The organism is Streptomyces sp. NPDC001787 (assembly GCF_040297465.1).
Classification (GTDB): Bacteria; Actinomycetota; Actinomycetes; order Streptomycetales; family Streptomycetaceae; genus Streptomyces.
In genome coordinates, this window is record NZ_JBEOZE010000005.1 from 1 (window position 1) to 15,392 (window position 15,392).

The 15,392-nt window shown below is 71.6% G+C and carries 10 protein-coding genes; 5 read left to right on the forward strand and 5 right to left on the reverse strand.

Annotation, left to right across the window (positions count from 1 at the left end):
* The first annotated feature begins 1,058 nt into the window (after positions 1-1,058).
* Positions 1,059-4,274 carry an AfsR/SARP family transcriptional regulator gene (locus ABT170_RS08755; protein ID WP_351865268.1) on the forward strand — a complete coding sequence of 1,072 codons (3,216 nt, stop codon included), beginning with the start codon at positions 1,059-1,061 and terminating at the stop codon, positions 4,272-4,274.
* Positions 4,275-4,362: 88 nt separating this feature from the next.
* Positions 4,363-5,640, forward strand: coding sequence for a DUF1015 family protein (locus ABT170_RS08760; protein ID WP_329942949.1), 1,278 nt, complete (start codon positions 4,363-4,365; stop codon positions 5,638-5,640).
* A gap of 68 nt (positions 5,641-5,708) precedes the next feature.
* On the opposite strand, the gene ABT170_RS08765 is transcribed toward ABT170_RS08760, so the two are convergent.
* The 5 genes from ABT170_RS08765 to ABT170_RS08785 all read right to left on the reverse strand — a co-directional run bounded on the left by ABT170_RS08765 (position 5,709) and on the right by ABT170_RS08785 (position 12,924).
* Positions 5,709-7,511: a fatty acyl-AMP ligase gene (locus ABT170_RS08765; RefSeq protein WP_351865271.1), complete on the reverse strand. Its 1,803-nt coding sequence runs from the start codon at positions 7,509-7,511 to the stop codon at positions 5,709-5,711.
* Positions 7,512-7,576: 65 nt separating this feature from the next.
* Positions 7,577-8,983, reverse strand: coding sequence for a condensation domain-containing protein (locus ABT170_RS08770; protein ID WP_329942947.1), 1,407 nt, complete (start codon positions 8,981-8,983; stop codon positions 7,577-7,579).
* On the reverse strand, positions 8,983-9,285 hold the full coding sequence (locus tag ABT170_RS08775) for an acyl carrier protein (protein WP_329942946.1): 303 nt from the start codon (positions 9,283-9,285) through the stop codon (positions 8,983-8,985). The genes ABT170_RS08770 and ABT170_RS08775 overlap by 1 nt, the downstream gene beginning before the upstream one ends.
* 91 nt (positions 9,286-9,376) lie before the next feature.
* Complete coding sequence (locus tag ABT170_RS08780) at positions 9,377-11,086, reverse strand: acyl-CoA dehydrogenase family protein (protein ID WP_329942945.1); 1,710 nt, start codon at positions 11,084-11,086, stop codon at positions 9,377-9,379.
* Positions 11,083-12,924: an acyl-CoA dehydrogenase family protein gene (locus ABT170_RS08785; protein ID WP_351865276.1), complete on the reverse strand. Its 1,842-nt coding sequence runs from the start codon at positions 12,922-12,924 to the stop codon at positions 11,083-11,085. Before ABT170_RS08785 ends, ABT170_RS08780 begins: the two co-directional genes overlap by 4 nt.
* Before the next feature lie 188 nt (positions 12,925-13,112).
* On the opposite strand from ABT170_RS08785, the gene sbnA reads away from it, so the two are divergent.
* The 3 genes from sbnA (at position 13,113) to ABT170_RS08800 (ending at position 15,382) form a co-directional block, all read left to right on the forward strand.
* Positions 13,113-14,096 carry a 2,3-diaminopropionate biosynthesis protein SbnA gene (gene sbnA, locus ABT170_RS08790; RefSeq protein WP_266922587.1) on the forward strand — a complete coding sequence of 328 codons (984 nt, stop codon included), beginning with the start codon at positions 13,113-13,115 and terminating at the stop codon, positions 14,094-14,096.
* Between the two features lie 8 nt (positions 14,097-14,104).
* Positions 14,105-15,094, forward strand: coding sequence for a 2,3-diaminopropionate biosynthesis protein SbnB (gene sbnB / locus ABT170_RS08795; protein WP_329942943.1), 990 nt, complete (start codon positions 14,105-14,107; stop codon positions 15,092-15,094).
* 66 nt (positions 15,095-15,160) lie between these two features.
* Complete coding sequence (locus ABT170_RS08800) at positions 15,161-15,382, forward strand: MbtH family protein (protein WP_329942942.1); 222 nt, start codon at positions 15,161-15,163, stop codon at positions 15,380-15,382.
* The last annotated feature ends 10 nt before the right edge of the window (positions 15,383-15,392 follow it).

Genomic DNA, 15,392 nt, shown 5'->3' on the forward strand with positions numbered 1-15,392 from the left:
GGGCCGTGTGGGGGGCGCGGGGCCGGGGGGGCGCCTCTTGCGGTGCGCGGGGGGGGGGGGCCCCCGCCCGGCTCACGGCCGACGCACCGGCCGCCGCCCCCGCCCCCAGGGCCGCGAGCCGTGCGGGCCCGCGCGTCATATACGTCCGGCAATTACCACCCGTCCCCACCGCTCCCCGGCGGACGGCCCTCGGACGGGGCGCCGGCCCGCATTGCCCTTTCCTCGGGGCTGTCCGGTAATCCCTGGCCGAAGCGGCCGGTTAATCCCATCAACGCCCTTTCATTTACGCGCCGTTGAGGACGGACAGCCGATCCGGCAAGCGCCCCGCAAGGACGCGTAAGGCCGCGATCCCTCTCGGCCGCCTCTCCACCGCTCTCCGATATCCGATCACATGAACACACTGCATCGATTCACCGGAAGATATCGGGTAAAGCAACCGAAACGGGCTGCGGATTATTGCATTCCGGGTAACGGTGCGCGACAGCCCGCCGATGTATGACCGGCCGCCCGCATAAGGGGATTCACAGGATTCCCCGCAGGATTGGCCCCCCTGACACGAAATCCGTGCGAGGCAGGTACGGTAACGATCTCGCCGGTTGTTCCCGGCGGCGGCGACGACCTCGTCGTACCTGATCAGAGCCCATGCAGACCTCGCCGGTCGACCGGTGGCGGCCGGCTGCCGCCGGAGAACCCCGGCGGCCCGCCCACCCGTCCGACACTCCCGTGCCAGAATTATGTCAAGAATCGCGACACGCATTGATCCGGGGAATCCGCATTGACTTTGTGCCCCGGGTAGTGATCATTGGAAACATGTCTACTGCTGCCCATTGTCCGCTTTCGACCAACGCCGCCCGGTCATCCGTGTGTTACCGGCCGACCGGCCATGAGGGCGGAACAACGGGATCGGCTCCCGGGCGACAGCCCGCCGACTCCCGGGCACAGCAGTGCACGAAGATCCCGGAGCCCGACCGTCCGCGTGTTCTTTTCAGCCACGTCATACAGGAACGGTTCATGGCGACCGCATGCCGTCGGGCATACGACCGGGATGGGAACATGCAGTGACGCACACGCTGTCCTTCAAACTGCTGGGGCCGCTGGAGATTTCGGCCAACGGCGAGACGATCCGGGTCAGCAGCGCACGTCAACGGGCCGTCCTGGCCACACTGCTGCTCTCGCCGGACCGCACCGTCTCGGTCGCGGCGCTGACGGAGGCGGTGTGGCAGGGCACCCCGCCGACCACCGCGCGTAACCAAATAGCCATTTGCATTACTACGCTTCGTAAAATCTTCCGGGAAAAGGCATCGGTCAAAGATCTCATCGAGACGCGGCACCCGGGCTACATTCTCCATTCGAGGAACAGCTATATCGATCTTCAGGACCTGAGCGAATCGGTCGCGCGGGCCCGTCTGACCTCGGCGCACGACGAACGCGTGGATGAGGCGACCGCGCTCTTCGAGCACTCGCTCGCCCTGTGGCGCGGCCCCGTCCTGGAAGGCCTGACGGGCGACCGGATCGACGACACGGTCACACAGTTGTCCGAATTCAGGCTGGACATCAACGAGGAGTACGCCGCGCTGCAACTGCGGCTCGGCGGGCACCACTCGGTCATCACCCGGCTCACCGCCCTCGTCAAGGAGCACCCCCTGCGCGAGCAGGCCAGGGCGCATCTCATGCACGCGCACCATCTGGCCGGGCGGCGGGCGGAGGCCCTCCAGGTGTACCGGGAGGGGCGCCGGGCCCTCGTCGACGAGCTGGGCATCGAGCCGGGGCCCGCGCTCCAGGAAGTGCACCAGCGGATCCTCCAGGACGCGAACGAACTGGAGGGGTTCACCTCCCAGCCCGCCCCGGCCGCCCGTCGCCCACCCGCCGCGTCCCACACGGCGCCGGCCTCCGCGCAGACCGCCGCGCGGACCTCCGCACCGGCCTCCGTTCCGTCCGCGCCCCTCGCCACCGCCCCGCCGCTCCGCCCGGCCCCGGGCCGGCAGTCCGCCGTGCCCGCCGCCGCCCCGCACCCCGCCGCCCCGGACCCCGTACCCGCTCCCGCCGGGCACACCCATGGGGTGGCCGTCGCCGTGCCCGCGCAACTCCCGCTCCCCGTCACCGCGTTCACCGGCCGGCTGCCGGAGATCGACGTGCTGGACGCGCTGCTGCCCGACGCGGGCGACCGCGGGCCCCTCTCGGTCGCGGTCATCTCCGGGGTGAGCGGCATCGGCAAGAGCGCGCTGGCCGCGCACTGGGCGAACCGGGTCGCCGAACGGTTCCCGGACGGCCAGCTCTTCATCGACGTACACGGCTATCACGAGTTCGACCAGCCGCTGTCGCCGATGTCCGTGCTCGACCAGTCGCTGCGCGGTCTCGGTGTGCCCAGCGCCCAGATCCCGGCCCATCTCCAGGAGCGGTCCGCGCTCTACCGCTCGCTCCTGAACAACCGCAAGCTGCTGATCATCCTGGACGACGTCCGCTCGTTCACCCAGATCCAGCCGCTGCTTCCCGGGCGCGGCCAGTGCTTCGTACTGATCACGAGCCGTGACCCGCTGGACGAACTGACCAGCGACTACGCGGCGGTACGGATCCACCTCAAGCTGATGACGCCGGACGAGGCCGACAGCATGCTCGCCACCGTCATCGGGGCCGAGCGGGTCGCCACCGATCCGGCCTCCGCGGCCCGGCTGGTCGATCTGTGCGGGCGGCTGCCGCTGGCCCTGCGCATCGCGGCGGGCCGGCTGGCCACCCGGCCCCACTGGTCGCTGCGCCAGCTGACCTCCCGGCTGGAGGACCGCTACCGCAGGCTGGACGTCCTGAGCCCGAACGACGGTGGTGTGCGGGCCGGATTCTGGCTCAGCTACCGGGAGTTGTCCCCGGACGCCGCGCGGCTCTACCGGCGGCTCGGGCTGCTGCCCGTGACCACGTTCGCCGCCTGGACGGCCGCGGCCGTCCTCGACGTGGACATCGACGAGGCCGAGGACCTGCTCGAACAACTCGTGGACGCCCAGCTGCTGGAGGTCTCCACCATCGTCCCGGGCGCGCCCGTCCGGTTCCGGTTCCAGGAGCTGCTGCGGCTGTTCGCCTGGGAGCGGGCGCACGCCGAGGACTCCGAGAGCGACCGGGAGGACACGGTCGAGCGGGCCTACGGCACCATGCTCACCCTGGCCGACGCCGCGCACAGACAGCTGTACGGCAAGGGCCATCTCGCCCCGCACCGGGCCCGGCTCGAAGTGACGCTCCCCGAGGGGACGGTCGCGGACCTGCTGGCCGACCCCCTGGAGTGGTTCGAGTCGGAGCGCACCTCCCTCGTCAGCATGGTCGCCCACGCCGCGCAGAGCGGGGCCTCCGCGCACGCCTGGGGGCTGACCGCGCGCACCATGCCGCTCTTCGAGATGCGCAACTACCTGGAGGACTGGCAGCAGACCGCGCAGACCGCCTTGGACGGCGCCCGCAGCGCGGGCGACGACCCGGGGGCCACGATCATGCTGCGCTCGCTCGGCACGCTGGCGATCTACCAGCGGCGCTACGCCGAGGCCGACTCCCTGCTCTCCTCGGCGATGGAGCTGCTGGAGCGGAGCGACGACCTCCATGAGCGGGCCATCGTGCTGCGCAACCTGGCGCTGTGCTCCCGTTTCAAGGGGGACCTCGACAACGCCGCCGGGCACTGCCGCGCGGCGCTCGACTACTTCGGCCGCACCGACGACCCGACCAGCCGCTCCCACGCGCTCGGGCTGCTCGCCCAGATCGAGCTGGAGCGCGGCGAGACGGATCTCGGCATCACGCTGTTGCGCGAGGCCATCCGGACGAGCGACGAGGCCGGTTCCGTACGCGGCAAGGCGCAGAACATCTACCGGCTGGCGGAGGCCTACCTCCGGGCGGGCGAACTGCCGCGTGTCGAGCGTGCCTGCCGTGAAGTCATCGCACTGACACGTGCACAGGGCGACCGGCTGGGCGAGGCGTACGCCCTGCGGGCCCTCGGCGAGGCGCAGTGGCGGCAGAATCGTTCCACCGAGGCGGAGGCCATTCTGCGCGAGGCGCTCACCGCCGCCGAGGACGTCGGGGACCGGTTCCTCCAGGCCCGGATCGAGACCGACCGGGCCTGTGCGGAGGCCGTCCGGGGCGAGCCCGCGGCGATCGCCCGGCTCCAGCACGCCCGGGACATCTTCCGCTTCCTGGCCGCCACCGCGTGGGAGGAACGCACCGCGCAGATCACGGACATGGTCGCCACCACCCGGCTCGGGGTCCGGGTCGACGCGGACGCCCTGGCCCAGCTGCTCGGCACCCGGTAGACGGGGCCGGCGGGCGGGCGGATTCCGGCCGCCCGCCGGTTTCCCGGCGTGAAATCGGATCGAAAAGGCGCCTTCCTACGATGCGCCAATGACATCCACGGGCCCTGCGGGCAACGGCCTGCAGCTCCATCCCTTCCGCGGTCTGCGCTACGTCCCCGAGCGGGTCGGCAGCCTCGCGGCCGTGACCTCGCCGCCGTACACGGCCGGGGCGGGCCCGGACGGGCCGCACCATCCGGACTCCGCCCATCCGCACAGCATCGTGCGGCTGATCCTGCCGCAGGGGGCCACCCCCGCCGCCCGCGCCGAGCGCGCCGCCGCCACCCTGCGCGGCTGGCTGTCGGGGGGCGTGCTCGCCCCGGACTCCGAGCCCGCGCTGTACGTGAGCGAGCAGCGCGGCGAGGACTTCGTGCAGCGCGGGCTGATCGGGGCACTGCGGCTCTCCGAGCCGGACGAGGGCATCGTCCTGCCGCACGAGGCGGTGATGCCGCACATCGTCGAGGACCGGGCCGGTCTGATGCGGGCGACGGCCGCGCATCTGGAGCCGCTGCTGCTCGCCTACCGGGGGGACGGCGGCCCGTACGGGGCCGGGGCCGTCGTCGAACGGACCGCGGCACGCCCCCCGCTGCTGACGACCGCCACCCCGGACGGGACCCGGCACCGGCTGTGGGCGGTCACGGACCCGGCCGAGCTGGCGGAGATCGACGCCGATCTCTCCGGCCGGCAGGCGCTGATCGCGGACGGGCACCACCGCTGGGCGACGTATCTGCGGCTGCGTGCCGAACGGCCCCGCCCGGACGCCTGGGACTTCGGGCTCGTCCTGCTGGTGGACACCGCCCGCCACCCCTTCCAGGTCCGTGCGATCCACCGGGTCCTGCGCCGGCTGCCGGTGGCCGAGGCGCTGGCGGCGGTCGAGGGCTCCTTCCGGGTCCGGCCGGTCGCGGCCCCCCTGCCCGCCGCCCTGGAGGTGCTGGCCGAGGCCGCCCGCTACGGCAACGCCTTCCTGCTCACCGGCGGCACGGACTTCCACCTCGTCGACCGGCCCGACCCGGACCTGCTCGCCCGTACGCTCCCCGAGGACCGGCCCCCCGCCTGGCGGGCGCTGGACGCCGCGGTCCTGCACGCCACCCTGCTCGACCATCTGTGGAGGATCCCGGACGGCCCGGCGGACATCGCCTACGTCCACGACGCCCGCGAGGCGGCCGAGCGTGCGCACCGGCTGGGCGGCACGGCGGTCCTGCTCCACCCGGTGCGCGAGGAGGTCGTCCGGCTGCTCGCCGGTGAGGGGGTCACGATGCCGCGCAAGTCGACATCGTTCGGACCGAAGCCGCCCACCGGTCTGGTGCTGCGGAGCCTCGAACAGCACTGATCGGCACGCACGCACGCGAAGGGCGGGCCCGGGTCGTCCGGGCCCGCCCTTCGCGTGGGTCAGCTCCCTCAGGCAGCCGCGCGGGCCTCCCGGGCCCCGGCGAGCAGCAGGCCGACCTGGTCGTTCACGTCCAGGTGGCGGCTCTCCAGCTCGCCGTTCAGGAAGGTGGCGCGGATCGCGGCACGCTGGATCTTGCCGCTCGTGGTGCGCAGGATGCCGCCGCGCCGGACCAGGACGACGGCCCCCGGCCGCACGCTGAACCCGCGCGCGATGTGGGCCTTGATCCGGCCGGCCAGCTCGGCGAGGCCGTCCTGGCCGATGCCGCCGCGGACCTCGTGGGCCACGACCAGCTGCTCCTCCACGCCGCCGTCGGGCTGCTGGACGGGGACGACGAAGGCCGCGCCGAACAGGCCGACCAGCTCGTCCTCCTCCACCCGGAGGAAGTGCTCGACGTCCTGCGGGTAGATGTTCCGGCCGCGCAGGATGATCAGTTCCTTGATGCGTCCGGTGACATAGATCTCGCCCTCGTGGACCGTCCCCAGGTCACCGCTCCTGACATATCCGCCGTCCCCGTCCGCGGTCTCCACCCGGAAGGTCTCGCGGGTGACGTCCTCGCGGCCCCAGTAGCCCTGGGCGACGCTCGGGCCACGCAGCCAGATCTCCCCGATCCGGCCCGGGGGCAGCACCTCGCGGGTGGCCGGGTCGACCACCCGTACGTCGTAGGCGGCGGCGGCACCGCAGCTGACGACGTCGCGGCCCGCCTCGGCGAGGCTCACCGGGTGGAACTCGTGGCGCTCCAGCCGCTCCTCGTCGATGTGGCTGACGGCCAGCTCGCGCGGGCCGGTGCCGGAGATGAACACCGTCGCCTCGGCCATGCCGTAGCACGGGGCCATGGTGTCGCTGCGGAAGCCCGCCGGGGCGAAGCGCTTGGCGAAGGCGGTCAGGGTGGAGGCCTGCACCGGTTCCGAGCCATTGGCGGCGAACCGCCAGCGCGACAGGTCCAGTTGGGACAGCTGCTCGTCGGTGACCTGGCGTACGCACAGCTCGTAGGCGAAGTTCGGCGCCGCCGACCAGGTGATGTCGTACGTGTCGATCATCCGGAGCCACCAGTGCGGCCGCTTCAGGAACGTGGTCGGGCTCATCAGCACGCAGGAGCCGCCCAGCAGCAGCGGAGGCAGCAGGATCGCGAGCAGCCCCATGTCGTGGTACTGCGGGATCCAGGAACCGAAACGGGTGGTGCGGTCCAGCCCGAACGCCTCGCTGAGGATCTGCGAATTGTGCAGCAGGTTCCCCTGGTTGACCATCACGCCCTTGGGGGTGGAGGTCGACCCGGAGGTGTACTGGAGCAGCGCAAGACTGTCGTGGTCCGCCTCCGGCATGCGCCAGGCGGACGCGTGGGCGTCGGTGAACGCGGGACCGTCCGTGACGGCGCAGTCGATGCCGGCGGCCGTGTCCGAGCCGGCCCAGTCCAGCACCGAGGGAGCCGCCGCCCCGCTGGTGAGGATGGCCGAGACGGCGGCGTTCTCGACGATGGAGTCCACCCGGCGCCGCTGGTGGCTGTACTGGCCAGGCAGCGAGGACGGGATGGCGACCATTCCGGCGTACAGGCAGCCGACGAACGCGGCGGCGAACTCCAGGCTCTCGGGGTACAGCAGCAGCACCCGGTCGCCCGGCGCGTACCGCGCCTGGAGCCAGCCGGCCACCTTGCGGGCCTCATGGTCCAGTCGCGCGTAGGACCAGGTCTCGGCGCCGTCCGGGGAGGACGGATCGCGGACGAAGATCACCGCGGGCTCGTCGGGCGTGGCCAGCGCGTTCTCGCGGATGCGTGCCGTGGCGCTCGGAGACCGCATGAGCTGGTGGTGCTGGGACATGGAACCCCCTGGATACGGAATGGGTCGGGAAGGGCGGTACGGGCGAAGGGGCGACGGGGACGCGGTCACCAGTCATCGGCCGCCCCCAGGGCCAGCAGCGCGTCCAGTTCGCCGGTGTCGACCAGGACGGGCTCCGACACGGGCCGGGCGATGTCCTCGACGGCGGCGGTGAGCAGATGGACGTAGTGGTCCAGGAGCTTTCCGACGGTGCCCTCGTCGAACAGATCCGTCGCGTACCGGAACACCGCCGTGAGGGAGGAGGCGCTCTGCCGCATCTCCACCGAGATGTCGAACTGGCCCTCCAGCTGCGGCACATCGACCAGGGAGACGCTCAGCCCGCCGTACTCCGTGCGCGTGCCCCGCGCCGCCGCCTCGGTGACCTGCTGGAGCAGTGGTTCCAGCCGGCTCGGCGCCACCATGGTGAAGGCCATGCGCACCGGCGGGTTCCGGCTGCCGTACCGGTCCTCCCCGGCGAGCAGGGCGTACGGGTAGCCGATGTGCTTCATCGCCGACATGACCTGGCGCTGCGCCTGGCGGGCCGCGTCCTCGAAGGTCGTGGTGGCCGTGAACCGGGCGGGCAGCACCAGGGTGTTGACCAGGTACCCGACGACCTGGCGCATGCCGGGGCCGCTGCGGGTGGTGGTCGGGCAGCCGATGAGGAAGTCGCTGCGGCCGGTGTAGCGGTGGACGAGGGTCTGGAAGACGCTCAGCAGCAGGGCGAATCCGGTGACGCCGGACCGTCTGGCGCTCTCGCGCAGCCGGGGCACCAGGGCGTCGGGGATGCGCAGTTCGCAGGTGGCCCCGTTGAACACACCGGGCCGGTCCTCGCCGCGCGGCCGGTCGGGCAGCAGCTCGGCGGCGGCGGCGCACGCGGTGAACTCCCGCCAGAACTCCTGGAGTCTCTCGCGGCGCGGCCCGGCCAGCAGCTCCTGTTCCTGGGTGACGTAGTCGTCGTACCCGCGCTTCAGCGGGGCCGGCGGCTCGGCGCCGTCCGCCGCGTAGGCGTCCAGCAGTTCCTGGAGCAGCAGCCACTGGGAGGTGGCGTCGGTGACGATGTGGTGGGTGGAGACCACCAGCACCGCGTCCTGCGGCGCCAGGCGCAGCAGCAGGGCCCGGCAGGTGCCCTCGCCCGTGAGGTCGAACGGGGTGTCCCCGAACTCCCGGACCGCCTTGACGATCCCGGTGTCGTCCAGGGCGGCCGGCGCGTCCCGCACCCGGAGGGTGACCGACTCCGCCGCCCCGACGAGCCGCCGGGGGCCCGCCGGGGTGTCCGCGAAGGTGGACCGCAGCACATCGTGCCGTTCCACCACGGAGCGCAGCGCCCGGCGGACCCGGTCCTCGTCGAGCGGCCCCCGGATCCGCAGGGCGGCCTGCACGTTGTACGCGGGGCTCTCGGGGGCCATCCAGTACAGGAACCAGAGCGCTTCCTGCCCGACCGACAGGGCTCGTGCCCCGCGTCCGGTCTCCGCCATCAGCGGGCGCCGAGCTGGGAGTGGATGTGGGCCGTGAGCGCGTCGATGGTGGGGTGGTCCCAGGCCAGGGTGGCCTCGACGAGGATGCCGTACTCGTCCTCGACGTCGCCGCACAGCGTGAGCGCGTAGACGGAGTCGAGGCCGATCTCGACGAGCAGGTCGTCGCGGGCGATGTCCTGCGGGGCGATGTCGAGGAAGTACGCGACCCGCTCGGTGAGCCAGGTGCGGACGGTCTCCACGGTCGCCGCGGCGCTGATGTCGTCGCTGACGCCGGTGGTGACGTCGGTGGTGAGGTCGGTCATGAGAAGGCTCCTTGAGATGTGCAGGGTGTGGAAGTTGGTCGGCAGAGGCTTTTGGTCCGGGTACGGATACGGGTTCGGGTACGCCCGGACGTCAGGCGCCTGCCAGCCGCGGACGGCCGAGGTCGAAGCCCTCATGGCTTTCCTCCCTGGAGATCAGTTCCTCGAAGAGCCGTCGCTCCGTCGAGTCGGACAGGGCGCCCACGTCGTGGCCGAGCCGGGCCGCGATCCGGTGCAGGGCACCGGTCAGCCAGTCGGTCCCGCGCAGGAACGCGTCGTCGCCGTGCTGGTTGTGCTGCCAGACGCCGAGGCAGGAAGCGGCCATGGCGAGCTGGGAGTAGCGGTCGGCCAGGGCGAATCCGGCCCGGCCGGCGACCACCGAGTGTTCGCTCGGCGGCAGGGCGAGGCAGCGCTCGCGCAGATCGGCGAGGTCCGCCGCCAGCAGGTCCACCAGGAGGACCGCCGCTTCGGGCAGCAGTGCCCGGGTGCCCGGGTGGGTGAGCATCGCGGTCAGATGGTCGGCTCCCCGGGAGGTCAGCTCCAGGGCCCCGTAGTCGATGTCGCCCAGCGGGGCGTCGAGCTCGAACAGTTCCTTGGGCGGGCGCGGGGCGCGCAGCCAGCTGGTCGCCGCCAGGCGGGGCAGCTGGGGCAGCATCGTGGCCTGGCAGACCGAGGCGTTGGCGTGCGCGAAGGTGATGGCGGGCAGGTCGCGGGCGAACTTCTGGAAGACGCCGTACGCGCCGTCGCGCAGATAGGAGTTGGCGCCGAGGACCGTGCCGAGCGCGTGCGAGGACCGGTGCAGCACCTTGGGCACGAGGTACTTGTTGGCCGCCGTCAGGACGCTGGTCTGGCCGGGCAGGACGTGCAGGGCGCGGCAGGCCACGGTGGACAGGCAGTCGCCGGCCAGCAGGTCGAGGAAGGCACCGGTCAGGGTGGCCCTGGCGTGCGGCAGATCGGCGACGCGGCGCCCGTACAGCCTGCGGTCGAGCGCGAAGCGGGTCACGGTGCGCAGCAGGGTGTCCGAGGTGCCGACCATCATGCCGGGCAGCACGGCGCGGGTGGTCTGGAACGCGCGCAGCACGGTCTCCATCGCCCCGCCGACCGGGCCGACCGGGGCGTCGGCGGGCACCGGGTAGTCGGTGAACTCGGCGCCGCCGATCAGGCATCCGCGCAGTCCCACGGTGGGGTAGCGGACATCGCGGTCGACGCGGTCGGCGGGACCGTGGGCGAGGTCCACGAAGAGGTGGGAGTGGCTGCGGTTGCCGGGGCCTTCGCCGGTGCGGGCGAGCAGCACGACGGCGTCGGCCCGGCCGAGGTTGTTGACGATCTGCTTGCGGCCGTTGATGAGGATGCGGTCGCCGCGGGTGGTGGCGGCGAGGTCGGTGCGGGTGAAGTCATTGCCGTGGGCCAGCTCGTTGTACCCGGCGGCGGTCTTGCCCCCGGCGAGCAGGATGTCGGCCATCCGGCGCTGCTGGGCCTCGCTGCCGGAGGTCCACATCGCGGAGCCCGAGATGTAGTTGGTGAAGCCGTAGCCGAGGGCCAGGGTGGGGTCGCGGCGGGAGACCGTACGCATCATGAGCATCAGGCGCTCGATGCCGACGAGGCGCCCGCCGAGGCGGCGGGGGACGAATTCGGCGTTGAACCCGAAGGCGTCCAGGGCCTTCTCGCCCTCGGGAAGGATCTCGGCGCGCTCGTCCGCTTCGAGTACGGCCCCGAATCCCAGCGGGTTGGCGGGGTCGTGGGCGTCCCCGAGGACCTTTTCGAGGTCGGCCGTGGTGCACGGGGTGGCGGGTATCGGGTTCATGACGTCTCCAGAAGGGGCTGTGCCGGGTGCGCGGGGGCGGTGGGCGCGGCCGGCCGGAAGGGCAGCAGCGAGAACATCTCCCCCGTCCGGTACTGGTCCAGGAGCGGCGGCATCAGCCGGTCGAGCACCGCCGTGGGGTCGGCCGCGCCCTCGCCCGCTCCGGGCAGCACGCCCGGGGCCAGGCGGCTCGCCAGCCGGCTCAGACAGGCCTCCAGCCACAGGCCGTCCCGCCAGAGCGCGCCGGTGGCCGCGGTGTCCCGGGCCACCGTGTCCCGGTTGCGCAGCCACACCTGGACGCAGGCCGCCGCGGCGGCGCACAGGGTGTAGCGGTGGGCCAGTGAGAAGGCCCCGGCCGGTACGTCGCGCGGGGTGGGGCGGTGGGCCGCCATCTGCCGGTGGGTCTCGTCGGTGGTCCTCAGGAGATCCTCGGCCAGCGCCAGGAGCGCCGGGGTGACCTCGCCGCCGACGGCCAGTTCCCGCAGTTCGGCGACGCCCGCGGGCAGGGAGGCGGCGATGCTGTTGCCGGTACGTGAGGTCAGGTCGAGCCGGGCCGGGTCGAAGTCGGGGACCGGGGTGGTCAGGGTCGCCGCGGTGGCCAGGCCCTCGGGGTCCGTGCGCTCGGCGCGGTAGCCCCGGGCGAGGGAGCCGAACTGGTTGATCAGGGCGTTCAGGTTGACCAGGGTGTTGCCGTCGAAGATGCCGACGATGCGGTGGTCGCGCTCCAGCTTCGCGAAGGCGCCGTGCGCGAACTCCTCGCTCAGGAAGGACCGGGCGCCCAGGAACTGGCCCATGGAGGAGATGAGTTCGTCCACGGTGCTCGGCACCAGGTACTTCACCGCACTCGATGTCACGCTCATCTCCTCGGTGAGCGCGTGGACCCCGCGCCCGGCGACGAGGGTGACCGCTTCCATGGCGAGCAGATCGGCGTAGGCCTCGGTGAGACTCCGGTGCGCCTGCGGGAGGTCGATGAGCCGCTTCCCGTACAGCTGGTGCTCCAGGCCGAACTCCGCCGCGATGCGCAGGGCCCGGTCGGCCGCGCCGAGGGACAGCGCGGCGCAGATGGTGCGGGTGATCTGGAGGCTGCGCAGGACGATCTCGATGCCCTGTCCCTCGGCGCCGATCAGTGCCCCGGCGGGGACCTCGGCGCCGTGGAAGGCGATACCGCTGATGTCCGCGCCCCGGATGCCGTGGGTCCTCGCGGCGGGCAGGGTGCTGTACGTGCCGGGGGCGAGCTCCGCCTTGTCGGCCAGCAGCAGGCTGTAGCCGCGGGTGCCGCCCCCGTCCGCGGTACGGGCGAGGACACAGACCAGCTGGGAGCGGGTGGCGTTGTTGATCAGCCACTTCTCCCCGTCGAGCCGGTAGCCGTCCGCCGTGGGCCGGGCGCTGAGACCGCCGGACAGCAGATCACTGCCGTGGTCGCGCTCGGTGAGGCCCCAGGAGACCACCGCGCCGTCCGACACCCGCCGTCCGAGCGCCCGCGCCTGGTCCGCGGTGCCTCCCACCCAGGTGCTGACCGAGCCCAGATAGGTCTTGGTGTGGGCGATCGCCACGGTCAGGTCGCGGCGGGCCACCACCCGGACGAGCTGGAGCAGGTCCTCGTAGCTCCGCAGCCGCCCGCCGTGCGCGGCCGGGACGTAGTACGCGGGCAGCCCCTGCTCGTCGAGCCGGCGCACCGCGTCCTCGGGGAAGCCCTCCACCGCGTCGAGTTCACGGAGCCGGCCCGCGAAGAAGGGGAGATCCCGGCGGTGCGGGTCGCCGAGGTCCCGGTCGAATCGGCCGGCCAGTTCGTACGGCGCATAGGGCGCCGGCCGGTCCGGTACAAGCTGAGGTTTCGTCACAACTCCACCTGAGTCAGAGAACGCGTGAATTCCGGAACGAGCCCAGTCTTGGGCACGTGGCGGAGCGCTGTCCCGGCCCCGGGCTGACAGGACCTTGCGGTGGCACTTCCCTGCCAGTGCAGAACCCGTAACCCCGTTTGAGCGGCGGCTACTGTCTCCCTTGCACGCCTACAGGTGAGAGGGAATCCATGCCGAAAAGATCGAATTCGGGGATTCTGGGTACGATCGGCAAGACACCCCTCGTGAAGCTGGAACGGATGTTTCCCGAGGGACAGTCAGAGGTCTTCGCCAAGATCGAGCGTTTCAACCCAGGTGGCAGTATAAAAGACCGAAGCGGCCTCAATATGATCGCCGAGGCGCTGCGCAGCGGCGAACTGACGCCGGGGCGTTCGGTCGTCGTGGAGTCGAGTTCGGGAAATCTGGCGGTCGGACTCGCCCAGATATGCAGGTACTACGGCCTGCGCTTCATCTGCGTGGTCGACGCCAAGACCACCGAACAGAATCTGGCCATCCTCAAGGCCTACCGGGCCGAGGTCGAGGTGGTCGACGAAAGGGACGCCGCTACCGGGGAGTTCCTGCCCGTCAGACTGCGCCGGGTACGCGAACTGCTGGACACCGTCCCGCACGCGTACTCGCCCAATCAGTATGCGAACCTGTTCAATCCGAAGGCCCACCAGAGCACGATGCACGAGATAGTCGAGGCCCTCGACGGGCGGCTCGACTACCTCTTCTGCTCGGTCAGCACCTTCGGCACCCTGCGCGGCTGCGCCGACTACATCCACCGGGCCGGGCTGCCGACCACGGTCGTCGCGGTGGACGCCGACGGCAGCGCGATCTTCGGCCGGACCCCGACCAGGCGGCTGATCCCGGGGCACGGCGCCTCCGTACGTCCGGCGCTGATGGACCCGGGAGCGGCCGACGAGGTGGTGCACGTCTCGGACCTCGACTGCGTCGTCCACTGCCGCCGGCTGGTGGCGCGGGAGGCGATCCTGGCCGGCGGATCGTCCGGGGCCGTGCTGGCCGCGATGGACCGGATGCTGCCGCGCATCCCGCCCGGCTCCGTTTCCGCGCTGATCTTCCCCGACGGGGGGGACCGCTATCTCAAGACCATCTATTCCGACGACTGGGTGCGGGAGAACTTCGGTGAAGTCTCGCATCTGTGGAAGGGTTGATCTGCCCCATGCTGGTAATCCGTCAATCCGATGTGGAAAAGCTCCTCAGCGGAAAGGAGCGGGAACACATCGAGACGGTCCGGGCGACCTATGAACTGCATGAGCAGGGCGCCACGGCAGTCCCGCACTCCATTTTCCTCCGCTTCCCCGACCAGCCCGCCAACCGGATCATCGGCCTCCCTTCGTACCGGGGCGGCGAGAATCCCGCGGCCGGAATGAAGTGGATTTCATCGTTCCCCGGGAACATCCATTCCGGCATCGCCCGCGCCAGTGCGGCGATGCTCCTCAACTCCCTGCGCACCGGTCACCCGGAGGCCCTTCTCGAAGGCTCTCTGATATCGGCCGCGCGCACGGCGGCCAGTGCCGCGCTCGCCGCCGAGATGCTGACCCGTGACCGGCGTCCGGGCGGGGTCTCGCTCATCGGCTGCGGTGTCATCAACCGGGAGATCCTGCGCTATCTCAAGGCCGCCATCGGCAGCCTTGAGGAAGTGACGGTCCACGACAGTTCCACGGCCCGCGCCGAGGAATTCGCCCGCGCCTGTGCGGAAATTCTCCCCGACGCCCGCATTTCTCTCGCCTCCAGCATCGACGAGGCACTGGCCGCCCATTCGCTGATCTCCTTCGCCACCTCGGCGGGCGAGCCCCACACCGATCTGACGGCCGCGGCGCCCGGCACGGTGGTCCTGCACATCTCGCTGCGCGACATCGACCCCGAGACGCTCGTCCAGGCGCACAACATCGTGGACGACGCGGACCATGTGTGCCGCGAGCGCACCTCGCTGCACCTCGCCGAGCGGATGACCGGGGGCCGCGCCTTCATCGACGCGTCCATCGGCCAGCTCATCGCGGGGACACGGACCTTCACCCCGTCGCCGAAGAAGGTCACCATCTATTCGCCGTTCGGGCTCGGGGTCCTCGACCTCGCCCTGGCCGTCGATGTGTACGAGAGCGCCCGCGCGCTCGGCCTGGGTGTGGAGATCACGGACTTCCTGTCCTGAACCCCGCCCGTACGGCCCGCGGTTGTCCGCACCAGCACCCACCCCACCACCTCACCGAGGAGAACCATGTCCAGCGAGCTGACCGACACCACCGTCTACCGCGTCGTCCTCAACACCGAGGAGCAGTACTCGATCTGGCGCGCCGGGCGCGAACTGCCCGCCGGCTGGAGCGCGGAGGGCACCGAGGGCACCCGCGAGGAGTGCCTCGCCCGCATCAACGACGTGTGGACCGACATGCGCCCGGCGAGCCTTCGCCGCCGTATGGAGAGCGGTAGCGCGGCCGCCTGATCAGCCGGCC